We start from the raw sequence: 24338 nt of genomic DNA, 5'->3' as shown, positions 1-24338 counted from the left end.
GGACCGTTCGTATGAGTTTCCTTTCACTGACCAACATCAAAAAGTCCTTCGGCCCGGTTCAGGTCGTGCACGATTTCAACATGGGGATCGAGAAGGGCGAGTTCGTCTCCTTCCTCGGGCCTTCCGGCTGCGGCAAAACCACCATTCTCCGGATGATCGCCGGCTTCGAGACACCATCGGGCGGTTCGATCTTCATAGACGGCAAGGACCAGGGCGCGCTGAAGCCAAACCAGCGCAATATCGGCATGGTGTTCCAGGCCTATGCGCTGTTCCCGAACATGAACGTGCACGACAATGTCGCCTTCGGCCTCAAGGTCGCCGGCACCTCGAAAACGGACATCGATATTCGGGTGAAGCAGATGCTCGGGCTCATCAAGCTCGAGCACCTGGCGGACCGCTTCCCCTATCAATTGTCCGGCGGCCAGCAGCAGCGCGTGGCGCTTGCCCGAGCGCTGGCGGTGAAGCCGCAGGTGCTGCTGCTCGATGAGCCCCTCTCCGCGCTCGATGCGAAGATCCGCATTTCACTGCGCGAAGAGATCCGGCAGATCCAGCAGCAGCTCGGTATCACCACTGTGTTCGTCACTCACGACCAGGAGGAAGCTCTGTCGATCTCCGATCGCATCGTGGTGATGAATGCCGGCCGCGCCGACCAGATCGGCACGCCGTTCGAGATCTACAACACGCCGGCCACCCGCTTCGTCGCCTCCTTCGTCGGCACGCTCAACATCATAGAGGCGAAGGTCGCCGATCCGGCGGCGGGCAGCATCACCATAGGCAACCAGCCAGTTACCTTGCGGGAACCTATTGCCGGTCTCAACGGCGGCGACACGATCTCACTGGCGCTCCGGCCGGAAGCCGGTTCGATCGCCGAAGGTGCCAAGGGCGACGCGTCGATTTCGGGCGAGGTCGTCTCGACCAGCTTTCTGGGCTCGGTGATCCGCACACGACTTAGGGTCGGCTCCGACATCATCTCCTTCGACATGTTCAACAATCCGGGCATCATCCCGCCCGCTTCCGGCGAAAACGTCACTTTGCGCTTTGCCGCGAAGGACCTGCTGGTCATTCGCGAATAGCAGCGCTTTGCCCACACGGAAGATTTCTTGCCGACGGGGTCACGCCTGAAAAACTCTGTCGTGATTGCTCCCCTTTTCGTCGCTTGCCGCATGTGATCGGCGCGGATCGACCTATATGGTTGCACGCGTTCTCAGGGCGGGGTGGAAGTCCCCACCGGCGGTAGCGATCGACGGGTTGAATGACTTGCGATCGAAGCCCGCGAGCGCTTCGGACACTTGTCCGAAGGTCAGCAGATCCGGTCGAACTCCGGAGCCGACGGTCACAGTCCGGATGAAAGAGAGCAAGCAGGAGCGGAGTCCCTACAGCGCCGCGTGTTTTATCAGACGCGCAAAGGTCGCTGTAGCACTTTGAAGTGCTGCATGTTTTTAACCTTAAATCGGATCCGATTTAAGGAAACATGCAGCGGGGCCATCGCGCATGCATGTTCGCCCGACGGGATCATTGGAAAAACGCCAACCCTGAAAGGCTTGAGATCATGACCGTTCTTTCCCACCCCTCCACCAGAATTGCCATTGTCCGCGCCCGCTGGCACGCCGATATCGTCGACCAATGCGTCAATGCCTTCGTCGCGCAATGGGCGAAGCTGGGCGGCAACGCGGCCGATATCGAGATCTTCGACGTGCCAGGGGCACTGGAAATCCCGCTGCACGCCAAGACGCTTGCGAAAACCGGGCGTTATTCGGCGATCCTCGGCACGGCGTTCGTCGTCGATGGCGGCATTTATCGTCATGACTTCGTTGCCGGCACCGTGCTCGAGGGCATGATGCGCGTCCAGCTCGACACCGACGTGCCTGTCCTCTCGGCGGTGCTCACGCCCCACAATTTCCAGGAAAGCGAACCGCTGATCGCCTTCTTCCGCGATCATTTCGTCGTCAAGGGCGAGGAAGCGGCAAACGCCTGCGCGCAAATTCTCGATTCACGCGCGAAGCTCGCGCTCCTCAACGCGTGATCCTTAAGAGGCGCGATCGACTGGTCGCGCCTCCAGCTTCGATGTCGGCGAATTTCCGTTCGCAATGTGCCGATCAATGTCCGAGACTGTTGATGTAGAGCGACAAAAGCTGCGTCTGCGAAGAGATGCCGAGCTTGCGGTAGACATTGCGGCGATGGACTTTCACCGTTCCGGTGGAAATGCCGAGCCTTAGGCCGATCGACTCGGACGAGTGACCCTGCAGCACGAGTTCGATGATCGAAGCCTCTCGTTCCGTGAGGTTGAGGTGGCGCCAGACGCCGTCGGCCGGCGGATGCGCCATCTTGCGGCGGCCGCGTCCGGTCCTGGCGAGTGCGGCATCGAAGCGGCGATCGAGGTCCGCCCAATGATGCCGGACGAGCGCCGCCACCAGCGCCTCCGCCTTCTTGAGCAGCGCGAACTCCGCCGCGCTGAAGCTGCCGGTCGCCTCCCGGCGCATCAGCGACAGGACGACCGTCGCCTGTCCGCTAACCGGAACGAAGAAGCCCACCTCCTCCGCAAGGCCGGTCTGCACATAGTAGGTCCGGTAATATTCGCTCGAGAAGAAGCGGTCGGGCGCCAGTTCCCGCATGCGCCACACACCCGGCTTCGGGGCGCAGGCGGCGTGATAGAAAGGATCGAGCAGATAGGGACCGGCCTGGTAGAGGCTGACGAAGAGCACATGGTCCTTGGCATCGAACGTGCTGTAGAGGTCGATCGGCCGTTCCTTTCCCCGGTAGGCGAAGACCACCACATAGTCGAAAGTCATCAGGCTCGACATCAGCCGCCGGAAGGTTTCCCCGACGCGCCGGTCCTCCATCGCGGCTCCCTCCACCAGAGGCGCCATCGCCTGGAAAAGCCCTTCGAAGTCGATAACCAAACCGCCCTCCCGGTCCGCTTCCCGAGCTCGCGCCCTCTCCTCAAATCGGCTGAAAGACAAAGACACGCGGCGCTGCGGGATATACTCCTGCCACAGGCCAAATCTCGCCGAAATACCACTCTTGGGGTATATACCGGCTCAGGCACCTGTGACTAGGCTGTCTCTCAATGACGGTGGGGACCGAGCGGCAGGAGAACCGCGAACGGTCACCGATAACGGCCGCAGGGAACAACCGTGAGATCCGCTTCGACGAACGATATAGAATTCCGTGCGGTCGCCAAACGCTATGGCAGCGTGGCGGCCGTGTCGGGGATCGATCTAGCGGTCCCCAAGGGCGCTTTCGTCGCCCTACTCGGGCCGTCCGGCTGCGGCAAGACCACCTGCCTGAGGATGATTGGCGGCTTCGAGCAGCCGAGCGAGGGGGCGGTCTATATCGGCGGCGAAGCGATGAACGGTGTGCCGGCTTATCGCAGGCCAGTAAATATGGTGTTCCAGCACTATGCGCTGTTCCCACATCTCGATGTCGAGCAGAACGTCGCCTATGGGCTGAAGCAGTTGCGTCCGCGGATCGCGGCGGCCGAAATCGGGCGGCGCACGCAGGAAGCGCTGGAGATGGTGCGCCTCGGCGGCTTCGCTAAGCGCCGAATCCACGAAATGTCGGGCGGACAGCAACAGCGCGTCGCCCTCGCACGTGCCATCGTCAACAAGCCCAAGGTGCTGCTTCTCGACGAACCGCTCGCCGCCCTCGACAAGAAACTGCGCACCGCCATGCAGATCGAGTTGCAGAGCTTGCAGCGCGAGCTCGGCATCACCTTCGTGCTCGTCACCCACGACCAGGAGGAGGCGCTGTCGATGAGCGACCTCGTCTGCGTGATGAACGCCGGCCGCATCGTTCAGATCGGCACGCCGGAGGAGATTTACGACCGGCCGGAAAGCCTCTTCGTTGCCGATTTCGTCGGCAAGACCAACCGCATCGCCGCAACGATCGAAGCCGGAGCGGGCCCGATCCGGCTCGCCAACGGCGTGGGGCTGGCAAAACCCGCGCGCGTCAATGGGACCGCGGGCGCCGCCATGGTGGCGCTGCGGCCGGAGGCGATCCGCCTCGTCCGTGATGGAGCCTCGACGCTGCAGGGCACCGTGACCCACCGGATTTTCCTTGGTTCCTCCGTGGAATATTCGGTTGAGGTCGATGGCCTCGGCGACTTCCTGGTAACCGCCGATCGCCGCAGTATCGACGAAAGCGACCTCGCCGAACCGGGAGAAAGGATCGGCCTCAGCTTCGATCCCCACGCGATGCATGTCTTCCCGGCCTGACCGGCCGGTTCTGCTGTCATCAACGCACGTGAAGGATAAGGGAACAGCGTCATGACCAAGTGGTACAGAGAAAATGCCCCGATTACTGCAGTGAAGCTCGCCGACGAATTGATGCGCCTGAAGCGCGGCTCGGTTACGCGCCGGCATTTCCTGGGCGTGACCGGTCTCGGCCTCGCCACGGCGGTTCTGGCGCGTCAGCCCGGCCTCTTCAATTCGACGGCCTTCGCCGGCGATCTCGGCAGCCAGATGTCGATTGCCACCTGGCCGAACTATCACGACCCCGCCACCTTCGAAGCCTTCACGGCCGCCACCGGCGTCGCCGTCGAAGTCAATGTGTTCGGCTCGAACGAGGAGATGCTCGCAAAGCTACAGGCGGGCGGCACCGGCTGGGATCTGTTCGTGCCCACCAATTATACGATCTCGACCTACGTCAAGCTCGGCTTGATCGATGAGCTCGACTTGTCTCAGCTGTCGAACTACGACCCCTCGACCCAGAACGCGCGTTTCACCCATGAGGGCATGGTCGACGGCAAGACCTATGCGGTCCCGAAGAACTGGGGAACGACCGGCATCGCGGTGAACTCGAGCAAGATCAAAGCCCCGGTCTCCAGCTGGAAGGACTTCTTCGAGGTGGCGATGACCGAGGCCGACGGCCGCACCATGGTGCACGACTATCAATTGACCACCATCGGCAACGCCCTCGTCTCGCTCGGCTACTCCTTCAACTCGATCAAACCGGACGAACTCGCCAAGGCCGAGGAACTGTTGCTCCGGGTCAAACCGCACCTCTACGCGATCAACAGCGACTACCAGCCGGCAATGCGCGCAACCGATGCCTGGATGACCATGTGCTGGACCAATGACGGCGCCCAGCTCAACCGCGACATGCCGGAGATTGCGTATGTGCTCGGCAAGGACGGCGGCGAGATCTGGACGGACTTCTACGCCATTCCGAAGAGCGCGGCCAACAAGCCGGCCGGCTACGCGTTGCTCAATTACCTGATGGCGCCGCAGAATGCCGTCAAGGAGCACATCGCCAACGGTGCGCCGACGACCGACAGCCGGGTGCTGAAGCTGCTGCCGGAAGAGGTCACCTCCAACAAAATCGTCTACCCCGACGAGGCATCGCTGCGCCCGCTCGAATTCGGCGCCGCTGTTACCTTGACCGATCCCGGCCGCGCCGAGTTGATGGCCCGCTTCAAGGCGGCTTGATCCAACCACGATCGGCAGTTCCCTCTCCTTCGGCTGGCATTTCCGCCGTTTGCGGAAAGATCGGATGGGAGGGCAAACGAGTGTCAACCGCGGGCGAGACCCATGCGTGCAATGAACAGGAAAAGGAACCTGGCGACGGCGGCGTTGGTCGCGCCGGCGGCCGCATGGCTCGCCGTCTTCCTCGTCCTGCCCTTCATCGCCATGCTGGTCTTCGCCTTCGGCGAACGGGCGCCGGAGGGCGGCTATCAGCCGGCCTTCACCTTCGCCCAGTTCGCCAACCTGCCGACGCGAGCGACCGCCTTTTGGAACACGCTGATGTTGGCGCCGGCCGGCGCCCTGCTCTGCCTGCTAGTCGCCTATCCCACCGCCTACTATCTCGCGGTGAAGGCAAATCCCCGTTATCGGCTCATCCTCGTCTCGCTCGTCGTCGTGCCGTTCTGGACGAGCCTGCTCGTGCGCACCTATGCCTGGATGTATATCCTGGGCTCGCGCGGCATTCCCAATCTCCTCTCGATGATCGGCATCGAGGACGTGCGCCTCCTGAACACGCCTGGCGCGGTGCTGCTCGGCATCGTCTACGGCTACCTGCCGCTGATGATCATGCCGATCTATGTGAGCCTCGAGAGACTGGACCGCAGGCTCTTGGAAGCATCCGCCGATCTTGGCGCGAAACCCGTTTCCACCTTCTTCGGAGTCACGCTGCCCTTGTCCTTACCGGGCGTCATGACAGGGGTCGCGCTGGTCACTATCCTGCTCCTCGGCGAGTATCTGATCCCGCAGCTCCTCGGCGGCGGCAAGGTATTCTTCATCGGCAATGCGCTCGTCGATCTCTTTCTGCAATCGCGCAACTGGCCCTTCGGTTCGGCGATCGCCGTCACGCTCGTCGCCGTCGTGGTCGTAGTGCTGATGCTCGCAATGCGGATCGCCTGGAAGATTGCAGGCACTCGACAGGTGGACCTCGTCTGATGCGCGCCCTCATCTCCTCCGTCTATCTCTTCCTCTACGCGCCGATCGCCCTCGTCGTGCTGTTCTCGTTCAATGCGGGCCGCAGCGCGAGCGAGTTCACCGGATTTTCCACCGCATGGTACGGCAAGGCACTCGGCAACAGCTTCCTGGTCTCGGCGCTCCAGAACAGCCTTATGATTGCGTTCACGAGCGCGGTGCTCGCCGCGGTCTTCGGCACAATGGCGGCACTCGGCATGGAGCGGCTCGGACCCCGCACGCGCGCGCTGTTCGACGCGCTCCTCGCAGCAGCAATCGTGGTGCCGGGCGTCGTCATCGGCATCGCCACGCTGGTCGCGCTCGTCGCCCTCTTCTCTTTCGTCAACCCGGCACTCGCGATCCTCTGGCCGGGTGAGCGGCCGCCGCAACTCGGCCTCGGCTACGGCTCGATCATTGCGGCCCACGGGCTCTTCTCGATGGCCCTCGTCACCATGATCGTCAAGGCACGCATCGCCGGCCTCGGGCGCGACATCGTGGAGGCGTCGAGCGATCTCTACGCGACGCCGCTGACGACCTTCCGCCTGATCGTGCTGCCGCAGATCCTGCCGTCGATCCTCGCCGGCTTCCTGCTCGCCTTCACCTTTTCCTTCGACGACTTCATCATCGCCTTTTTCGTTGCGGGTTCGAAAACGACGCTGCCGATCTACGTCTTCGCCTCGATCCGCCGCGGCGTGACGCCGGAGATCAACGCGATCGCGACAATGGTGCTCGCCGCGTCGCTTGCCCTGATCCTCAGCGCCCGCCTGCTGATGCGCGAAAAGAAAAGCAAATCCGGAGAGTGAAACCATGATCCTGAAAGACCGGATCGCCATCGTGACCGGAGCCGGCTCCGGCATCGGCCGGGCGGGCGCCACCATCATGGCGCGGGAGGGCGCCCATGTCGTCGTCGTCGACCGCAGCCGCGGAGCCGCGGAAGCGACGGTGGCCTCGATCGCTACGGTAGGCGGAAGCGCGGAAGCGCTCGCCATCGACGTCACCGACGACGCTTCGCTTTCGGCCGGCATCGCCCGTGTGCTCGACCGCCACGGCCGCATCGACATCCTGCACAACCATGCGGGTGCACAGGTCGCGGGCGACCTGGAAAAGGTCGACATCGAGGGCTTCGACCGGTCCTGGAGGCTGAACGTCCGCGCCCATTTCCTGGCGGCGCGCTTCGTCATGCCGTCGATGAAGGCGGCCGGCCGTGGCGTGATCCTCAACACCTCGTCGTCGTCCGGTGTGCTCTACGATCGCGAGATGATCGCCTATACGACCACGAAGCACGCGGTAGTCGCCATGACGCGGCAGATGGCCGGAGACTACGCGAAGTTCGGCGTGCGGGTGAATGCGCTCTGCCCGGGATGGGTGGACACGCCCTTCAACGAACCCTTTATCAGGCAGATGGGCGGTCGCGACGCGATCGAGGCCTATATTCGGGAGAAGGTGCCGCTCGGCCGCTGGGCGAGCGTAGAGGAAATCGCTGAACCGATACTCTTTCTCGTCTCGGACCGCTCGTCCTACATGACCGGGCAGATCCTCGTGGTCGACGGTGGCGAGACGGTGGTCTGAGCCTGGCTCATCCGTAACCATAACCCCTTGATTCAACTCCAACAAACCGCCGGCGTTGAATCGGCGTCCGAAGTCCTTGATTCAGTCCTTGAGCTTCAGCCGCCGGCGCGTCTCGCTGGGGCTTTCCCGGTAGTGGGCTCGGTAGCTGCGGGAAAAGGAAGAAGCCGAATTGAAGCCGGAAATCGCTGCGATGTCGGCGAATTCCATTCGGGTCTCGATCACCTTGCGCCGCGCGGCATTGAGTCTCAGCGCCAGATAGTGCTCATGCGGCGCGACCCCCATCGTCTCCCTGAAAAGGTCCTGCAGATGCCGGGCGCTGACGCCGACCCGTCGTGCCAGTCTCGCAAGCGTCAGTGGCGCCTCGACGGTCTCCTCCATCAGCTTGATCGCGGCGCCGACCCGGGCGTCGACGATGCGCATATTGCCGATCGCGGGCACCTGCAACAGATCGCCACGGGTGCGCTCCTGCTCATAGATGAAGAGCCGTGACACTTCGAGCGCCAGCGAGTAGCCGTGCGCCCGACGAATCAGCTCCAGCATGAGGTCGAGCGTCGGCAACGACCCACCGGTGGTAATGCGCTTGCCGTCGATGACGAAGCGCTCGCGCACCATCGTGACTTGCGGATAGGCAGCAGCGAAATCCTCGAAGTCCTCCCAATGGGTGGTGGCGGAAAAATTGTCGAGCAGGCTCGTCTCGGCGAGCAGCCATGATCCGGATTCGATGCCGGCCATCAGTTCGCGGTGACGGGCCGTCTGCGACAGGAGCATTTTCAGGTGCGAGGTGGTGCTGCGCTGCCAGTTGTAGCTCGATAGCACGAAGAGCGGCGCGGTCTCGCGCTGCGGGCGGAAGGGACCCGAGACCGGGATCGGGATGCCGCTCTTCGTCTCGATCGGCTCGCCATCCGGGCTGAACACAGTCCATGTGTAAAGCGTGCGTCCGACGATGCGGTTGGCGGCACGCAGCGGCTCCACGACCGAAGCGACGAGAATGAGATTGGTGTCCGGCAGGACCAGCAAATCGATATGCTGCGCCTGCGAAACGGCGGGCTCCATGCGAAAACTTCCTCCTTCTTTTTCTGCGAATGTATAGGATTGTTCCGATTGCGCAAAGCGGTCCGGCAATTTCTGGCTCGTAATGGAGCCAACGAAACGGGGAAACAGCCATGCCGCTCAGCATGAACCGCGAGGTCTTCATCACCTGCGCCGTCACCGGTGCCGGCGACACCGTCTCCAAATCGAGCCATGTTCCGGTCACGCCGAAACAGATCGCCGAAGCAGCAATCGAGGCCGCCAGGGCGGGTGCGGCAATCGCCCATTGCCATGTCCGCGACCCGGAGACCGGCGCGCCGGCCCGCCGCCTCGACCTCTACAGGGAGGTGACCGACCGGATCCGCTCCGCCGACGTCGACGTGGTCCTCAACCTGACCGCCGGCATGGGCGGCGACCTCGTCTTCGGCAATGTCGAGAGCCCCTTTCCCGTGAACCCGCAAGGCACCGACATGGCCGGCGCCACCGAGCGCGTCGCCCATGTCGCCGCATGCCTGCCGGAGATATGCACGCTCGACTGCGGCACCATGAACTTCTCGCTCGGCGACTATGTGATGACCAACACGCCGTCGATGCTGCGGGAAATGGCGCGCCAGATGACCGCGCTTGGCGTGCGCCCGGAGATCGAGGCTTTCGACACCGGCCATCTCTGGTTCGCGAAGCAGCTCGTCGAGGAAGGCCTGATCGAAGATCCGGTGCTGATCCAGCTCTGCATGGGCATCCCGTGGGGTGCGCCTGACGATCTCAACACCTTCATGGCGATGGTCAACAACGTACCTTCGAACTGGACCTTCTCGGCCTTCTCGATCGGCCGGAACGCCATGGCCTATCCCGCGGCGGCAATCCTTGCCGGCGGCAATGTGCGGGTGGGCTTGGAGGACAACCTCTATGTCGGCAAGGGCCAGCTCGCGACGAACGGCCAGCTCGTCGAGAAGGCGGTGGCTGTGGTCGAGGGCATGGGCGCAAGGATCATTGGCCCTGAAGAGGTTCGCGAAAAACTGAAGCTGACGAAGCGGTAAAGCCCCTCCCCACACGGGGAGGGCCCCGCCGACAGCGGATCAAAGCAACGTCGGCATGCTTGTAAGCACGCCGAAGACGATGAGCGGCAGACGAGGCCGCAAAGAGGGATAGAGCGGATCCGGAGCCACCCATCCCTCCCCTTGTGGGGAGGGTGGCCCAAAGGGCCGGGAGGGGTCCCCACGGAACGACAGGATGGATAACGAATGACCATCATCACAAAGGCCGCCTGCATCGGCGGCGGCGTCATCGGCGGGGCCTGGGCGGCGCGCTTCGCGCTTGCCGGCATCGACGTCAACATCTTCGACCCGCATCCGGAAGCCGAACGCATTATCGGCGAGGTCATGGCCAATGCCGAACGCGCCTATGGCATGCTGACAATGGCACCGCTGCCGCCGCGCGGCAAATTCACCTTCCGAAAGAGCATTGAAGAAGCCGTCGAGAACGTTGACTGGATTCAGGAAAGCGTTCCGGAGCGGCTGCCATTGAAGCGCGGCGTCATCACCGAGATTGACGCGGCCGCCCGGCCCGACGCTCTCATCGGCTCCTCGACCTCCGGCCTGCTGCCCTCCGACTTGCAAGCCGAGATGAAGCATCCCGAACGCATGTTCGTGGCCCACCCCTACAACCCGGTCTACCTTCTTCCGCTGGTCGAGCTCGTTGGCGGCAAGAAGACCTCGCCCGCAACGATCAGGCGTGCCGAGGAGGCCGTCGCCGAGATCGGCATGAAGGGCGTCGTCATCGCCAAGGAGATCGAGGCCTTCGTCGGCGATCGGCTATTGGAGGCGCTCTGGCGCGAGGCGCTCTGGCTGATCCAGGACGATATTTGCGACACCGAGACGCTCGACGATGTCATGCGCTATTCCTTCGGCATGCGCTGGGCGCAGATGGGCCTCTTCGAGACCTATCGCATCGCCGGCGGAGAAGCGGGCATGCGCCACTTCCTCGCCCAGTTCGGCCCATGTCTCAAATGGCCCTGGACCAAGTTCACCGATGTCGTGGATCTCGACGACGCGTTGGTCGAGAAGATCGGGGCGCAGTCGGACGCCCAGGCCGCCGGCCGGTCGATCCGCGAGCTCGAACGCATCCGCGACGAAAATCTCGTCGGCATCATGCATGCGTTGAAGGCGGGAGACGGTGGCAAGGGCTGGGGCGCCGGCAAGCTGCTTGCCGATTTCGAAAAGCGTCTCTGGGCCAAGGGCGGCAATCAGTCGAAGGCACACGATACCTCGGAGCCGCTGCGACTCGTCGACACGAAGGTCAACGCAGCCTGGGTCGACTATAACGGCCACATGACCGAGCATCGGTATCTGCAGCTCTTCGGCGATACGTCCGATGCGCTGCTCCGACTGATCGGCGTCGACTTTGCTTATGTGGAAGCCGGCCATAGCTACTACACGGTGGAAACCCATATCCGCCATCTCGGCGAGGCGAAGCTCGGGCAGGCGCTCTACACGACACTGCAGCTTCTGAGCGTCGATGAAAAGCGCATCCACTTCTTCACCAGAATTCATGATGCCGCCTCGGGCGGCGTGATCGCGACCGCCGAACAGATGATGCTGCACGTCGACGCCAAGGCCGGCAAGTCGGTGCCGGCGTCGGCGGAGGTGCTGGCAGAGGTGAAGCCGATCGCGGAAGCGCATGCGCAGCTGCCGATGCCGGAGGGCGCAGGTCGGCATGTGGGACAGAGGCGGTGATCATGCTTCCAGCCCCCTCCCGCGCCTGCGGAGAGAGAGCTGCATGACAGAGCAAGCGACGGGCGACGGCGAGATCGCCGCATGTGCGGACCAGAAGCACGGGGGAGAACGATGAATTTCGCACTGACCGTAGAACAAGAAATGATCGTCGACACGGTCCGCACCTTCGTCGAGACCGAGATCTATCCGCATGAGAACGAGGTCGAGCGCACCGGCAACGTGCCACGCGAGCTTGGACTTGAGATCGCCCGCAAATGCAAGGAGCTCGGCTTCTTCGCCTGCAACTTTCCCGAAGAGGTCGGCGGTGCCGGGCTCGACCATCTTACTTTCACGCTCGTCGAGCGCGAGCTCGGCCGCGGCTCGATGGGGCTCACCGTCTTTTTCGGCCGCCCCTCCGGCATCCTGATGGCCTGCAATGAGGAGCAGCGCGAGCGCTATCTGCTGCCAGCAGTACGCGGCGACAAGTTCGACGCGCTTGCGATGACCGAGCCGGATGCGGGTTCCGACGTGCGCGGCATGAAATGCTTTGCCCGGCAGGACGGCGACGACTGGATCGTCAACGGCACGAAGCACTTCATCAGCCATGCCGACATAGCCGATTTCGTCATCGTCTTCATTGCCACCGGCGAGGAAGAGACGCCGCGCGGGCTTAAGAAGAAGATCACCTGCTTCCTTGTCGATCGCGGCACGCCGGGCTTCGAAATCCGCGAGGGCTACAGTTCCGTCTCGCATCGTGGCTATAAGAACTGCATCCTGACGTTCGACGATTGCCGCCTGCCCTCTTCGCAGATCCTCGGCGAGGTCCACAAGGGCTTCGATCTCGCCAATGACTGGCTCTATGCGACGCGCCTGACGGTGGCCGCCACTTCCGTCGGTCGCGCCCGCCGTGCTTTCGATTACGCGCTCTCCTATGCGGCCGAGCGCAAGCAGTTCGGCAAGCCGATCGGCGCCAATCAGGGCGTCTCCTTCAAGCTCGCCGACATGATAACGGAAATCGACGCTGCCGATCTGCTGACGCTTTCGGCCGCCTGGCGGCTCGACCAGGGACTGCCCTCGAACCGCGAAATCGCCTCCGCCAAGCTGTTTGCAACCGAAATGCTCGCCCGCGTCACCGACGAGGCGATCCAGATCTATGGCGGCATGGGCCTCATGGACGACCTGCCACTCGCCCGCTTCTGGCGCGACGCCCGCGTCGAGCGCATTTGGGATGGAACGTCGGAGATCCAGCGGCACATCATCAGCCGCGATCTTCTTAGGCCGCTGGGGGCTTGAGGGATGGCGGCGCAAACCAGGATGCCTTTCTCCTCGGGTTTAACCCGAGGACTAGCCCTCTCCCCGCATGCGGGGAGAGGAGACGCCGTGCGGCGCACGCCTCCCTCGTCGGTGAGATCCAGCGAACGGTGGCGGCAGGTCCCTTCTCCCCGCCCTACGGGGAGAAGGTCGCGGCAGCGGGATGAGGGGCATCGCCCCACGGTGGGGGAGCACAAGACGCGATGACCAGCCCTCCCCGCCCCCTCGACCGCCTCATCCGTCCAAAATCCATTGCCGTCTTCGGCGGCAAGGAGGCCCGCCGCGTCATCGAGCAATGCGACAGGATGGGCTTTTCCGGCCAGATCTGGCCGGTCCATCCGCGCGAAGAGGAAATCCTCGGCCGCCGCTGCTACCGTTCGGTCGCCGAACTGCCAGCGGCGCCGGATGCCGCCTTCATCGGTGTCAATCGATCGCTGACCATCGAAATCATCCGCGATCTTGCACAGCGCGGCGCCGGAGGCGCCATCTGCTACGCTTCCGGTTTCCGCGAGGCCGCAAACGAGCTATCCGACGGCAACGACCTGCAGGACGCACTGGTGGCGGCTGCCGGAGACATGCCGATCGTCGGGCCGAATTGCTACGGTTTCATCAACATGCTTGATGGCGCCCTGCTGTGGCCGGACCAGCACGGCATGCAGCGGGTCGAGCGGGGCGTGGCCGTTCTCACGCAATCCTCCAACATCGCCTGCAATATCTCCATGCAGAAGCGCGGGCTTCCCCTCGCCTATGTCATGACGGCCGGCAACCAGGCACAAACCGGCCTTTCCGATCTCGCCTGTGCCGTCATCGAGGACCCGCGCGTCACCGCCGTCGGCCTTCATATCGAAGGGTTCGACAGTCTCGAAGCGCTGGAGCGCCTGGCAGCGCGCGCCCGCGATTTGCGTAAGGCGGTCGTGACGCTGAAGGTCGGCAAATCCGAAGCCGCGCAGCGCGCGACCGTCTCCCATACGGCCTCGCTCGCCGGCGACGATCGCGTCTCCTCGGCGCTTCTTGCGCGCCTCGGCATCGGCCGCGTCGACACGCTTCCGGAGCTTCTAGAGACCCTGAAGCTTCTGCATCTCTCAGGACCGCTCAAGAACGCCGACATCTCCTCGATGAGCTGTTCCGGCGGCGAGGCCTCGCTCATGGCCGACGCAGGCGTTCGTCGCCGCGTCAGTTTCCGACCGCTCAAAGAGAAACAGCGCCAGCCGCTCAGGGAAAGCCTCGGCGAAATGGTGACGATCGCCAATCCGCTCGACTACCACACCTTCGTCTGGGGCAATCGGGAAAAGCAGACCGCTGCCTTCACCGCAATGATGCGCGGCGACTATGCGCTGAACCTGATCGTCCTCGATTTCCCCCGCCTCGACCGCTGCGACGCCGCCGACTGGGTGACAACTTGCGAAGCGGTCATCGCTGCCGCAAAGGCTACCGGCGCGGTTGCAGGAATTGTTGCGAGCCTCGGGGAGAACATGCCGGAGGAGACCGCGCTTTCGCTGATGGCGGCCGGCGTCATTCCCTTCTTCGGGATCGACGAGGCGCTCGCTGCCGCCGAGACCGCTGCCGCCATCGGCGCCGTCTGGGCAAAACCCGCCGCCCCGGCCCCCCTGATGGCTGCGGCTTCAGAGGGCCAGGCCGCGACCATGACCGAAGCCGAAGCCAAGGCGGAGCTTGCGCACGCCGGCGTAGCGGTTCCGCCGGGCAGGACCGCGCAATCGCCGACGCAAGCGGCCGATGCCGCCGAGGAGCTCGGATTTCCGGTGGTGCTCAAGGGCCTTGGCGTGGCGCACAAGACCGAAGCCGGCGCGGTAAGGCTCAACCTCAAGTGCCGCGAAGAGGTGCTGGCGGCAGCCGAAGTCATGGCTGCGCTCGCCTCCGGCTACCTGGTCGAGAAGATGATCGAGAGCCCGGTCGCGGAACTGATCGTCGGCGCGCTGCGCGATCCGGTCGCGGGACCCGTCCTGACCCTCGGTGCCGGTGGCATCCTCGTGGAATTGCTGAACGATTCCGCGATCCTCATGCTGCCAGCGACGGAACAGGATATCCGCGAGGCCATTGATGGTCTGAAGATCGCAAGGCTGCTCTACGGCTACCGCGGTGCGCCGAAGGCAGACGTCGCAGCGCTCGTAAAAATTGTCGCTGCTGTGGCATCCTATGTCGTTACGCACGCTTCCAAGCTCGAAGAACTGGATATCAATCCTATAATGGTATTGCCGGAAGGCCGTGGAGCCGTCGCCGCCGATGCCTTGATCCGCCGGAGGAAATGAAGCCGATGACCGGACCGATCCTCACCCGCCGCGAAGGTGGCATCCTGGAAGTCATGATCGACCGGCCGAAGGCCAATGCCATCGACCTGAAGACGAGCCGGATCATGGGCGAGATCTTCCGGGAATTCCGCGACGATGCCGACCTCCGGGTCGCGATCGTCACCGGCGCCGGCGAAAAATTCTTCTGCCCAGGCTGGGACCTGAAGGCTGCCGCCGACGGCGATCCCGTCGATGGAGACTATGGCGTCGGCGGCTTCGGCGGCCTGCAGGAGTTGCGCGATCTCAACAAGCCGGTCGTCGCGGCGGTCAACGGCATCTGTTGCGGCGGCGGTCTGGAGATCGCGCTTTCGACCGATATCATCCTCGCCGCCGAACACGCGACCTTCGCGCTACCGGAAATCCGCTCCGGCACGCTCGCCGACGCCGCGTCGATCAAGCTGCCGAAGCGCATCCCCTATCACATCGCCATGGAGATGCTGCTGACGGGGCGCTGGCTCGAGGCCGCGGAGGCGCATCGCTGGGGATTCGTCAACGAGATACTGCCTGCGTCGCGCCTGATGGAACGCGCCTGGGAACTGGCCCGGCTGCTCGCAAGCGGCCCCCCGCTCGTCTACGCCGCAATCAAGGAGGTCGTACGCGAGGCCGAGGGCCGCGACTTCCAGACGACGATGAACAAGATCACTCGCCGCCAGTTGAGGACGGTCGATGTGCTCTATTCGAGTGATGACCAATTGGAAGGCGCGCGCGCCTTTGCCGAGAAGCGCGAGCCGATCTGGAAGGGACGCTGAGACGGCATGACGAGCAGGTGAGCCGCCGAAGAACAGCGCTCCCCGAGTTAGGTAGCCATAAAACAGGATTATGAAAAGGATCGACAATTTAGGACGTTACAAGTCAGGTCCAGAAGATTAGCCTTATGGCACGAGACTTGTACCGCTCTCAACGAACCGGAAGGGAGGACGCGGGAACGACAAAGCCAATGGCCACGAGCCGCCTTGAGCCATCTGCAGATGGCGATACGCACCAGTCTCTACCAATCACAACGAACGGCGAATGCCGGCCAAAGAAGGGAACAGGGGAATGAGCGATTACAAGGACTATCTGACACGACAGGTCATGCTGGGAAAAATGAACCGGCGTGAATTTCTCGGACGCGCCGCTGCTTTCGGCATCGCCGCTTCGACGGCGAACACGCTTTTTGCCGCCAGCGCCGCGGCGCAGGAGCCGAAGCGCGGCGGTCACCTGAAGCTCGGCCTTGAGGGTGCGGCCGCAACCGACTCGAAAGACCCGGCAAAGGCCCTGTCGCAATTCATGTTTGTCGTCGGTCGCAACTGGGGCGACACGCTCGTCGAGAGCCATCCGACGACAGGTGCGCCGGTGCCGGCGCTGGCCGAATCGTGGGAACCTTCCGCCGACGCGGCGACCTGGACGTTTGCGATCCGCAAGGGCGTCAAGTTCCACGACGGCAAGGAGCTGACGATCGACGACGTCATCAAGACGCTGCAGCGCCACACCGACGAAAAGTCCGAATCCGGCGCGCTCGGGGTGATGAAGTCGATCAAGGAGATCAAGTCCGACGGCGACAAGCTCGTCCTGGTGTTGACGGAAGGCAATGCCGACCTGCCGCTGCTTCTGACCGACTACCACCTGATCATTCAGCCGAACGGCGGTCTCGACAATCCCGACGCGATGATCGGCACCGGTCCCTACAAGGTCGCGAGCTTCGAAGCGGGCGTTCGCGCCACCTTCGAGAAGAATGCCGACGATTGGCGCACGGACCGCGGCTATGTCGACTCGGTCGAATTGATCGCCATGAACGACGCGACCGCTCGCATCGCCGCGCTTTCGTCCGGTCAGGTGCACTACATCAACCGCGTCGATCCGAAGACCGTCGGCCTTTTGAAGCGGGCCCCGACCGTCGAGATCCTGAATACGTCCGGCCGCGGCCACTATGTCTTCATCATGCATTGCAACACGGCACCCTTCGACAACAACGACCTCCGGATGGCGCTGAAACTGGCGATGGACCGCGAGACCATGGTCGAGCGAATTCTTGGCGGTTACGGCAAGATCGGCAACGATTTCCCGATCAACGAGACCTATGCCCTCTTCCCGGATGGGATCGAGCAGCGCACCTACGATCCGGACAAGGCGGCGTTTCATTACAAGAAGTCCGGCCACAGCGGAACGGTCCTGCTGCGCACATCCGACGTCGCCTTCCCCGGCGCCGTGGATGCGGCGGTTCTCTATCAGGCGAGCGCCAAGAAGGCCGGCATCGACATCGAGGTCAAGCGCGAGCCGGGCGACGGCTACTGGACCAATGTCTGGAACGCGCAGCCCTTCTGCACCTCCTACTGGGGCGGTCGGCCGACCCAGGACCAGATGTACTCGACCGCTTATCTGTCGACCGCCGACTGGAACGACACCCGCTTCCTGCGTCCGGATTTCGACAAGCTTCTGCTCGAGGCCCGCTCCGAACTGGATGAGACCAAGCGCAAGGAGCTTTATCGCACCATGGCGATGATGGTGCGCGACGAAGGCGGCCTGATCCTGCCGATGTTCAACGATTTCGTAAATGCGGCAAGCAAGCAGGTGAAAGGCTATGTCCACGACATCGGCAACGACATGTCGAATGGCTATGTCGCAACCCGGGTGTGGCTGGACGCCTGACGATGGGAAGCGGACCGATCACTGGTCCGGTTCTGACGGAAGGGACTGCGCGTGATCTCGGCGCGCAGTCCGCCGACCTAGCCGGAGTGCCAGCAAAACCCCACCCCACCGACTCGGCCGAGATCGGTGGCACGTCCTGGCGGCGCTTCGTCTTTCGCCGTCCCCTCGCGGCGCTGATCCTCAAGCGCCTCGGCTTGAGCATCGGGCTTCTCTTCGCCGTTTCGCTGATGATTTTCGGCGGCGTCGAAGCGCTCCCGGGCGATTTCGCCACCACCTATCTCGGCCAGTCGGCGACGCCGCAGGCGGTCGAAAACATCCGCAAGGATCTCGGCCTCGACAGGCCCTGGAGCGAACGCTACCTGAGCTGGCTCGGCGGCGCGGTCAAGGGCGACTTCGGCACCTCGTGGGCAAGCAAGCAATCGGTCAGCGAGCAGATCGCCAAAAGACTTGGCAATTCGCTCTTCCTCGCCTTCTTCGCCGCGCTCATCTCGGTGCCGCTCGCCGTCGGCCTCGGCATGCTGGCGGTGCAATTTCGCAACCGAATGCCGGACAAGATCATCAATGTGATCTCGCTTGCTGCGATCTCGTTGCCGGAATTCTTCATCGGCTATCTCCTGATCATGGTTTTCGCCGTCGAATTGGGCGTCGCCACCTTTCCGGCCACCGTCTACGACACCATGACTCTTGCCGAGCGGCTGTCGGCGATCGCCCTTCCGGTTGCAACCCTCGTGCTGGTCGTCCTCGCCCACATGATGCGCATGACGCGGGCGGCGATCCTGAATGTCATGTCCTCTGCCTATATCGAGACCGCCGAGCTCAAGGGCCTCGGCACCTTCCGCATCATCGCCCGCCATGCCGCGCCCAACGCGGTGGCGCCGGTGATCAACGTCATCGCGCTCAACCTCGCCTATCTGGTCGTCGGCGTGGTCGTCGTCGAAGTCGTCTTCGTCTATCCCGGCATGGGGCAGTACATGGTGGATGCGGTGACCGTGCGCGACATGCCGGTCGTGCAGGCCTGCGGCCTGATCTTCGCGGCCTTCTACATCTTCCTCAACATGGCGGCCGATATTCTCGCCATTCTCGCCAATCCGAGACTGAGGCACCCGCGATGAACGTGAAATCCATTCCAATCAGCGCCTGGGTCGGCATCGTCGGCATCGCCATCGCCGTCCTCTGCGCAATTTTCGCGCCGCTCATCGCGCCCTTTGGCGAGCGCGAGATCGTCGGCGAGATCTGGCTGCCGGCGGGCGGCGACTTTGTGCTCGGCACCGACAATCTCGGGCGCGACCTGCTCTCACGCCTGATCTACGGTGCCCGCACCACTATTTTCGTGGCGCTGGCGGCAACCGTGCTCTCCTTCGCGCTCGGTATGATCTTGAGCTTCGCGGCAGCCGTGATGGGCGGCTTCGTCGACCAACTCTTCTCGCGTTTCAATGACCTGATGATGGCGATCCCGACGCTGATCTTCGCCCTGGTCGTGCTCGCGGTGCTGCCGCAGTATCTCTGGGTGCTGATCCTCGTGATGGCCGTGCTCGATTCCACCCGCGTCTTCCGCATCGGCCGCGCCGTTGCGCTCGACGTCGCGGTGATGGAGTTCGTCGAGGCGGCGCGATTGCGCGGCGAAGGCTCGCTCTGGATCATCTTCCGCGAAATCCTGCCGAACACATTGTCGCCGCTGCTTGCGGAGTTCGGGCTGCGCTTCGCCTTCTCGATCCTCTTTCTCTCCACCCTCTCCTTTCTCGGCCTCGGCATTCAGCCGCCGGCCGCCGACTGGGGCGGCATGGTCAAGGACAACAAGGACGGCATTATCTTCGGCATCTCGGCCGCGCTCGTCCCCGGCGCTGCGATCGCTACGCTTGCTATCTGCGTCAATCTCGTCGTCGACTGGCTGATGAAGCGCACCTCGAGCCTGAAAGGAGGCCGCGGCGATGCCTGATCTGCTTTCCGTCAAGAACCTCAAGATCGAGGCGACGAGCTATCCGCCGGGCGAGCCGCCGAAGGTGGTCACCCTGGTCGAAGGCGTGTCCTTCGATCTTGAGAAGGGCAAGGTGCTCGGCCTCATCGGCGAATCCGGCGCCGGCAAGTCGACGATCGGCCTTTCGGCGCTCGCCTATGGCCGGGGTGGCGTGAGGATCACCGGCGGCGAAGTGCTGCTCAATGGCAGGGACATATTGAATCTCGACCGCGCCGGCATCAACGAGGTGCGCGGTCGCCACGTCTGCTACGTGGCCCAATCCGCCGCCGCCGCCTTCAATCCGGCTCACAAGCTTGGCGACCAGGTGATCGAGGCGTCGCTCCGCCACGGCCTTATGAGCCGGGAAGAAGCAAGAAAGCGTGCCCTTTACCTGTTCCGGGTGCTTGGCCTTCCGAACCCTGAAAGCTTCGGCGAGCGCTATCCGCATCAGGTCTCGGGCGGTCAGTTGCAGCGTGCCATGACCGCCATGGCGCTCTGCCCCAATCCCGAACTGATCGTCTTCGACGAACCGACGACGGCGCTCGACGTAACGACGCAGATCGACGTGCTTGCCGCGATCAAGCATGCGATTGAGGAAACGCACACGGCGGCGCTTTACATCACGCACGACCTTGCCGTCGTCGCGCAGATCTCCGACAACATCATGGTGTTGCGCCACGGCAAGACCGTCGAATACGGCACGACGAAGCAGGTGATCGAGGCCCCGCGGGAAGACTACACCCGGGCGCTCGTCAATGTGCGCCAGGCGAAGCGCGAGGAGGCCGGCGATCAATCGGGAGCCCTCCTCAAGATCGAGCACGTCCACGCCGGCTACGGCAACGGCTTCAAGGTGCTGCACGACGTTTCCATGCACCTGCCGCAGGGGCAGACGCTGGCGATCGTCGGCGAGTCCGGGTCCGGAAAGTCGACGCTCGCGCGCGTCATCACCGGCCTGCTGCCGCCGAGCGAGGGCCGCATCATGTTCGACGGCAAGGAACTGCCGAAGGCGCTGAAGGGCCGCGCGCAGGAGGAACTGCGCCGGATCCAGATGATCTATCAGATGGCGGACACGGCGATGAACCCGCGCCAGACCGTGCGCGACATCATCGGCAGACCGCTCTCCTTCTATTTCGGCATGTCCGGCGCGAAGAAGACCGAGCGCGTGAAGGAATTGCTCGACCAGATCGAGATGGGCTCGCGGTTTCTCGACCGCTATCCGGCCGAGCTTTCCGGCGGCCAGAAGCAGCGCGTCGCGATCGCTCGGGCGTTGGCCGCCAAGCCTGAACTGATCCTCTGTGACGAGCCGACCTCGGCACTCGACCCGCTGGTGGCCGAAGGCATCCTGAATCTGCTGATGAAGCTTCAGGAGGAAACCGCTGTTTCCTATGTCTTTATCACCCACGACATCGCCATCGTGCGAGCGATCGCCGACAGCGTCGCGGTCATGCATCGCGGCCGGCTCGTGCGCTTCGGGGCGAAATCGAAAGTGCTGTCGCCGCCCTTCGACGACTACACCGATCTTCTCCTGAAGTCGGTTCCGGAGATGGAGATCGGCTGGCTCGAAAGGGTGCTGAAGACGCGGCGTATGGAAAGCGCCGGGAACTGATCGGAGGCGAAAAATTCTTTCGCCTGCACCCGCTTCTTCTGCCGCTGCATGCCTCGTTAACCGATCTAGCGAGATAGAATATGCAGCAATACAAAGTACTGCAGCGACTTTTGTGCGTCTGAGAAGACGCGCGGGCGCTTAAGTAGGGCCCCGTGCAGGACTATCGCGAGGGAGCAAAATGGCCGACCGCAACTTCACCGTCATCGAAAACGAATGGATCACGCTCAAGGACGGGACCCGGCTTGCTGCGCGCATCTGGATGCCCGAGGGGACGGAACAGAACCCGGTGCCCGCCGTGCTCGAGTACCTGCCCTATCGCAAGCGCGACGGCACTTGCGCCCGCGATGAATCGACCTATCCTGCCTTCGCTGCCGCCGGAATTGCCGGCGTGCGCGTCGACATTCGCGGATCGGGTGAATCCGAAGGGGTCATCGACGGCGAATATACGCCGCGCGAGTTGTCCGACGGATGCGAGATCATCGAGTGGATTGCGGTGCAGCCCTGGTCGAACGGCAAGGTCGGCATGATGGGGATTTCCTGGGGCGGCTTCAACTGCCTTCAGGTGGCAGCCCTCAAGCCGCCCGCCTTGAAGGCGGTGATCTCTATTGCCTCGACGGTCGACCGCTACAATGACGACATCCACTACAAGAATGGCTGCCACCTTTCGGCGCAGCTCTCCTGGGCGGCAACCATGCTCGCTTACCAGTCGCGCTCGCCAGACCCGGAACTCGTCGGCGACGGCTGGCGGACGATGTGGCTGGAACGGCTGGAAAACGAGCCTTTCTTCCTCGAGGAGTGGCTCGAGCACCAGCGGCGCGACGACTTCTGGCGCCATGGCTCGATATGCGAGGATTTCGACGGCTTCCCGGTTCCGGCGCTCGTCATCGCCGGCTGGGCCGACGGTTATCGCAACACGCCGATAAAGGCGGTCGAAGGCCTCGGCAGCAGGGCCAAGGCGCTGATCGGCCCGTGGGTGCACAAATATCCGCATTTTGCCTGGCCGAAGCCGCGGGCGGATTTTCTGAGCGAGGCGATTCGCTGGTGGAACCGATGGCTGCGCAACGAGCCAAACGGCGCCGAGCAACTGCCGCAGATGCGCGCCTATATCCTCGACGGGCCGAAGCCGGCGCTCCGCCGCAACGAGGATCCCGGTCGCTGGATCGCCAAGGATGTGTGGTCGGCACCCGAGATGCGCTCCTTCGTCGTTGCGAGCGACGGCCGCCTCGCCACCGCCCCGGCATCGAAGCGAGGCAACGGCGACGTCTATCTGCGCTCGCCACTCGACACAGGCACGGCCGCCGGCGAATATTTCACGCTGAAGCCGGATGCCGAGATGGCTGGCGACCAGCGCATCGACGACGCCGGCTCCCTCACCTTCGATACCCGACCTTTGCTGGAAGGGGAGGACTATCTCGGTCAGCCGGTTCTCGCTCTCGACGTCGCCTGCAATGCTGCGACTGCCAACCTGGTCGCCCGCCTCGTCGATATCCACCCGGACGGCACGGCGACCCGCGTCTCCTTCGGCGTCTTGAACCTCGCCCATCGCAACGGCAATGCCAGACCGGCGCCGATGGAGAAGAATCACAAGACCCGCGTCACGCTGGTGCTCGACGCCTGCGGCTACCGCTTCCGCGCCGGTCATCGCATCCGCCTGTCGCTCTCGACGTCCTACTGGCCGATGATCCTGCCGCCGCCGACCGATCCGGGTCTGACGATCGACACTGCGAGCCTGTCACTCGCATTGCCGCTCCTCGGTGACCACCGCGAAATCGTCGTGCCGCAGCCTGCCAATCCCGATCCGCTGCCCGCCTATGTCGAACTATCCCCGCCGCAGACCCGTCGCACTGTCGAACGGGACATGACGAGAGGTGTGACACATTATCGGATTTATGAGGGCACCGGTCTCATCGAGCACCCGGATACCGGCGTCGCGACTGAGGACATCCGAGAGGAAACCTGGTCGATAGCGCCGGGAGATCCCCATTCGATGACAGGCGTCTCCACCTGGACCTGCATCGCCCGCCGGAGCGGCAGGTCTTTAAAGACGGTCTCGCAGTCGCGGCTTTCCTGCACCGCGACCGAGTGGATCACCTCGGCGAAGGTCGAGGCCTTCGAGGGCGAAGAACAGATCTTCGCGAAAACCTTCGAGAAGCGGATCCGGCGGGATATGATGTGAGCGGTGGCGCGGGCGGGAGGCCTGTTCAGCGAGGGCCTGGCTGCGTTCTCCGCCTCATTCCTGTGCTCGTCACGGGAATCCAGCCCAAGTCCTTGGCGCGAGAGTGGTCCTTGGTAAAGCCTATCTGCTCCAGACCGCAGATACAGAGTCATTCACGGCGCCGACGCGCCGTGGCTGGATCCCTGTGACAAGCACAGGGATGAGGGAGGGGTGGGAAACGCTGCGTCCAAAACGAACGGCAGCACTGGCCTATAGTCCGAGCAGATAGTGCGAGATGTCTTCCCAATCCGGATTTATCTGCTCTATCAGGTTTAATTTCCACTTGCGCGGCCACCTCTTGATTGTTTTCTCCCGCGTGATGGCGGTTGTCAGCAAATCAAACTCTTCGAACCAGACCAGCGTCTTCACACCGTATTTGGACGTGAAGCCGGGTGTCAGGTTGTTCTGATGCTCGAACAGCCGCCGCGAGAGGTCACGGGTAACGCCGGTATAGAGCGTCCCGTTTCGCTTGGATGCCAGTATATAGACATAGCCCTTCATTCAGCCTCAGCGTGCACGACTGGCAACGTTTCAGCAAGCGACAGTCGCCGCGGTTGCGCACAAGTCAGTCCACAAACTCCTCATCCCTGTGCTCGTCACAG

At 63.3% G+C, this 24338-nt stretch carries 20 protein-coding genes and 1 riboswitch; of the genes, 17 read left to right on the top strand and 3 right to left on the bottom strand.

The genetic code is table 11. The annotated features are described in order from the left end of the window. Positions 1 to 11: 11 nt before the first annotated feature. Both J2Z31_RS16325 and J2Z31_RS16320 read left to right on the top strand, forming a co-directional pair. Positions 12 to 1073 (top strand): ABC transporter ATP-binding protein, encoded by a 1062-nt coding sequence (locus J2Z31_RS16325; RefSeq protein WP_209602623.1) that lies wholly within the window; start codon positions 12 to 14, stop codon positions 1071 to 1073. A 123-nt stretch (positions 1074 to 1196) separates the two neighbouring features. Next, positions 1197 to 1360, top strand: a riboswitch (FMN riboswitch). A 189-nt stretch (positions 1361 to 1549) separates the two neighbouring features. Beyond that, positions 1550 to 2023 carry a 6,7-dimethyl-8-ribityllumazine synthase gene (locus tag J2Z31_RS16320; RefSeq protein ID WP_209602622.1) on the top strand — a complete coding sequence of 158 codons (474 nt, stop codon included), beginning with the start codon at positions 1550 to 1552 and terminating at the stop codon, positions 2021 to 2023. Positions 2024 to 2096: 73 nt separating this feature from the next. Here the strand turns inward: J2Z31_RS16320 and J2Z31_RS16315 are convergent, their stop codons facing one another. Continuing rightward, entirely contained in the window at positions 2097 to 2840 is a 744-nt protein-coding gene (locus J2Z31_RS16315) for a helix-turn-helix transcriptional regulator (protein ID WP_408022042.1), read from the bottom strand. Positions 2841 to 3134: 294 nt separating this feature from the next. On the opposite strand from J2Z31_RS16315, the gene J2Z31_RS16310 reads away from it, so the two are divergent. From J2Z31_RS16310 to J2Z31_RS16290, 5 genes are all read left to right on the top strand, one after another. Next, complete coding sequence (locus J2Z31_RS16310; protein ID WP_209602620.1) at positions 3135 to 4214, top strand: ABC transporter ATP-binding protein; 1080 nt, start codon at positions 3135 to 3137, stop codon at positions 4212 to 4214. Positions 4215 to 4265: 51 nt separating this feature from the next. After that, positions 4266 to 5426 (top strand): polyamine ABC transporter substrate-binding protein, encoded by a 1161-nt coding sequence (locus J2Z31_RS16305; protein WP_209602619.1) that lies wholly within the window; start codon positions 4266 to 4268, stop codon positions 5424 to 5426. Positions 5427 to 5528: 102 nt separating this feature from the next. Then, complete coding sequence (locus J2Z31_RS16300) at positions 5529 to 6392, top strand: ABC transporter permease (protein ID WP_209602618.1); 864 nt, start codon at positions 5529 to 5531, stop codon at positions 6390 to 6392. Continuing rightward, positions 6392 to 7210 (top strand): ABC transporter permease, encoded by an 819-nt coding sequence (locus tag J2Z31_RS16295; RefSeq protein ID WP_209602617.1) that lies wholly within the window; start codon positions 6392 to 6394, stop codon positions 7208 to 7210. The genes J2Z31_RS16300 and J2Z31_RS16295 overlap by 1 nt, the downstream gene beginning before the upstream one ends. A gap of 4 nt (positions 7211 to 7214) precedes the next feature. Continuing rightward, positions 7215 to 7976: an SDR family NAD(P)-dependent oxidoreductase gene (locus J2Z31_RS16290; protein ID WP_209602616.1), complete on the top strand. Its 762-nt coding sequence runs from the start codon at positions 7215 to 7217 to the stop codon at positions 7974 to 7976. Positions 7977 to 8057: 81 nt separating this feature from the next. Here J2Z31_RS16290 and J2Z31_RS16285 read toward each other — a convergent pair whose 3' ends face one another. Then, a complete protein-coding gene (locus J2Z31_RS16285; protein WP_209602615.1) occupies positions 8058 to 9029 on the bottom strand; it encodes a GlxA family transcriptional regulator in 972 nt (323 codons plus the stop codon). Positions 9030 to 9139: 110 nt separating this feature from the next. Here J2Z31_RS16285 and J2Z31_RS16280 point away from each other — a divergent pair, with 110 nt between their 5' ends. The 10 genes from J2Z31_RS16280 to J2Z31_RS16235 all read left to right on the top strand — a co-directional run bounded on the left by J2Z31_RS16280 (position 9140) and on the right by J2Z31_RS16235 (position 23697). After that, positions 9140 to 10042: a BKACE family enzyme gene (locus J2Z31_RS16280; protein WP_209602614.1), complete on the top strand. Its 903-nt coding sequence runs from the start codon at positions 9140 to 9142 to the stop codon at positions 10040 to 10042. A 204-nt stretch (positions 10043 to 10246) separates the two neighbouring features. Continuing rightward, positions 10247 to 11737 (top strand): carnitine 3-dehydrogenase, encoded by a 1491-nt coding sequence (locus J2Z31_RS16275; RefSeq protein ID WP_209602613.1) that lies wholly within the window; start codon positions 10247 to 10249, stop codon positions 11735 to 11737. Between the two features lie 111 nt (positions 11738 to 11848). Continuing rightward, positions 11849 to 13009, top strand: coding sequence for an acyl-CoA dehydrogenase family protein (locus tag J2Z31_RS16270; protein ID WP_209602612.1), 1161 nt, complete (start codon positions 11849 to 11851; stop codon positions 13007 to 13009). A 221-nt stretch (positions 13010 to 13230) separates the two neighbouring features. After that, positions 13231 to 15294: an acetate--CoA ligase family protein gene (locus J2Z31_RS16265; RefSeq protein ID WP_209602611.1), complete on the top strand. Its 2064-nt coding sequence runs from the start codon at positions 13231 to 13233 to the stop codon at positions 15292 to 15294. 5 nt (positions 15295 to 15299) lie between these two features. Then, complete coding sequence (locus J2Z31_RS16260) at positions 15300 to 16082, top strand: carnitinyl-CoA dehydratase (protein WP_209602610.1); 783 nt, start codon at positions 15300 to 15302, stop codon at positions 16080 to 16082. 289 nt (positions 16083 to 16371) lie between these two features. Then, positions 16372 to 17961, top strand: a complete 1590-nt coding sequence (locus J2Z31_RS16255; protein ID WP_209602609.1) for an ABC transporter substrate-binding protein — start codon at positions 16372 to 16374, stop codon at positions 17959 to 17961. A 2-nt stretch (positions 17962 to 17963) separates the two neighbouring features. Further along, a complete protein-coding gene (locus tag J2Z31_RS16250) occupies positions 17964 to 19073 on the top strand; it encodes an ABC transporter permease (RefSeq protein ID WP_209602608.1) in 1110 nt (369 codons plus the stop codon). Then, a complete protein-coding gene (locus tag J2Z31_RS16245; RefSeq protein ID WP_209602607.1) occupies positions 19070 to 19897 on the top strand; it encodes an ABC transporter permease in 828 nt (275 codons plus the stop codon). The genes J2Z31_RS16250 and J2Z31_RS16245 overlap by 4 nt, the downstream gene beginning before the upstream one ends. After that, the gene (locus tag J2Z31_RS16240) at positions 19890 to 21521 is read left to right on the top strand and encodes an ABC transporter ATP-binding protein (protein WP_209602606.1); all 1632 of its coding nucleotides are present in this window, start codon (positions 19890 to 19892) and stop codon (positions 21519 to 21521) included. Before J2Z31_RS16245 ends, J2Z31_RS16240 begins: the two co-directional genes overlap by 8 nt. A 178-nt stretch (positions 21522 to 21699) precedes the next feature. Then, positions 21700 to 23697 (top strand): CocE/NonD family hydrolase, encoded by a 1998-nt coding sequence (locus J2Z31_RS16235; RefSeq protein WP_209602605.1) that lies wholly within the window; start codon positions 21700 to 21702, stop codon positions 23695 to 23697. A gap of 249 nt (positions 23698 to 23946) precedes the next feature. Here J2Z31_RS16235 and J2Z31_RS16230 read toward each other — a convergent pair whose 3' ends face one another. Next, a complete protein-coding gene (locus J2Z31_RS16230) occupies positions 23947 to 24237 on the bottom strand; it encodes a GIY-YIG nuclease family protein (RefSeq protein ID WP_209602604.1) in 291 nt (96 codons plus the stop codon). Positions 24238 to 24338: the final 101 nt, after the last annotated feature.

Origin of the sequence: Sinorhizobium kostiense, assembly GCF_017874595.1 — a bacterium.
Lineage (GTDB): Bacteria > Pseudomonadota > Alphaproteobacteria > Rhizobiales > Rhizobiaceae > Sinorhizobium > Sinorhizobium kostiense.
The sequence above is the reverse complement of the archived record's forward strand: the minus strand, read 5'-3'. Positions and strand labels throughout refer to the sequence as shown.

What these genes read in the sequence shown, in the direction of transcription:
- J2Z31_RS16325 (WP_209602623.1), top strand. Translation starts at nt 12, where the DNA reads ATGAGTTTCCTTTCACTGACCAACATCAAAAAGTCCTTCGGCCCGGTT.
- J2Z31_RS16320 (WP_209602622.1), top strand. Translation starts at nt 1,550, where the DNA reads ATGACCGTTCTTTCCCACCCCTCCACCAGAATTGCCATTGTCCGCGCC.
- J2Z31_RS16315 (WP_408022042.1), bottom strand. Translation starts at nt 2,840, where the DNA reads ATGGAGGACCGGCGCGTCGGGGAAACCTTCCGGCGGCTGATGTCGAGC.
- J2Z31_RS16305 (WP_209602619.1), top strand. Translation starts at nt 4,266, where the DNA reads ATGACCAAGTGGTACAGAGAAAATGCCCCGATTACTGCAGTGAAGCTC.
- J2Z31_RS16300 (WP_209602618.1), top strand. Translation starts at nt 5,529, where the DNA reads ATGCGTGCAATGAACAGGAAAAGGAACCTGGCGACGGCGGCGTTGGTC.
- J2Z31_RS16295 (WP_209602617.1), top strand. Translation starts at nt 6,392, where the DNA reads ATGCGCGCCCTCATCTCCTCCGTCTATCTCTTCCTCTACGCGCCGATC.
- J2Z31_RS16290 (WP_209602616.1), top strand. Translation starts at nt 7,215, where the DNA reads ATGATCCTGAAAGACCGGATCGCCATCGTGACCGGAGCCGGCTCCGGC.
- J2Z31_RS16285 (WP_209602615.1), bottom strand. Translation starts at nt 9,029, where the DNA reads ATGGAGCCCGCCGTTTCGCAGGCGCAGCATATCGATTTGCTGGTCCTG.
- J2Z31_RS16280 (WP_209602614.1), top strand. Translation starts at nt 9,140, where the DNA reads ATGCCGCTCAGCATGAACCGCGAGGTCTTCATCACCTGCGCCGTCACC.
- J2Z31_RS16275 (WP_209602613.1), top strand. Translation starts at nt 10,247, where the DNA reads ATGACCATCATCACAAAGGCCGCCTGCATCGGCGGCGGCGTCATCGGC.
- J2Z31_RS16270 (WP_209602612.1), top strand. Translation starts at nt 11,849, where the DNA reads ATGAATTTCGCACTGACCGTAGAACAAGAAATGATCGTCGACACGGTC.
- J2Z31_RS16265 (WP_209602611.1), top strand. Translation starts at nt 13,231, where the DNA reads ATGACCAGCCCTCCCCGCCCCCTCGACCGCCTCATCCGTCCAAAATCC.
- J2Z31_RS16260 (WP_209602610.1), top strand. Translation starts at nt 15,300, where the DNA reads ATGACCGGACCGATCCTCACCCGCCGCGAAGGTGGCATCCTGGAAGTC.
- J2Z31_RS16255 (WP_209602609.1), top strand. Translation starts at nt 16,372, where the DNA reads ATGAGCGATTACAAGGACTATCTGACACGACAGGTCATGCTGGGAAAA.
- J2Z31_RS16250 (WP_209602608.1), top strand. Translation starts at nt 17,964, where the DNA reads ATGGGAAGCGGACCGATCACTGGTCCGGTTCTGACGGAAGGGACTGCG.
- J2Z31_RS16245 (WP_209602607.1), top strand. Translation starts at nt 19,070, where the DNA reads ATGAACGTGAAATCCATTCCAATCAGCGCCTGGGTCGGCATCGTCGGC.
- J2Z31_RS16240 (WP_209602606.1), top strand. Translation starts at nt 19,890, where the DNA reads ATGCCTGATCTGCTTTCCGTCAAGAACCTCAAGATCGAGGCGACGAGC.
- J2Z31_RS16235 (WP_209602605.1), top strand. Translation starts at nt 21,700, where the DNA reads ATGGCCGACCGCAACTTCACCGTCATCGAAAACGAATGGATCACGCTC.
- J2Z31_RS16230 (WP_209602604.1), bottom strand. Translation starts at nt 24,237, where the DNA reads ATGAAGGGCTATGTCTATATACTGGCATCCAAGCGAAACGGGACGCTC.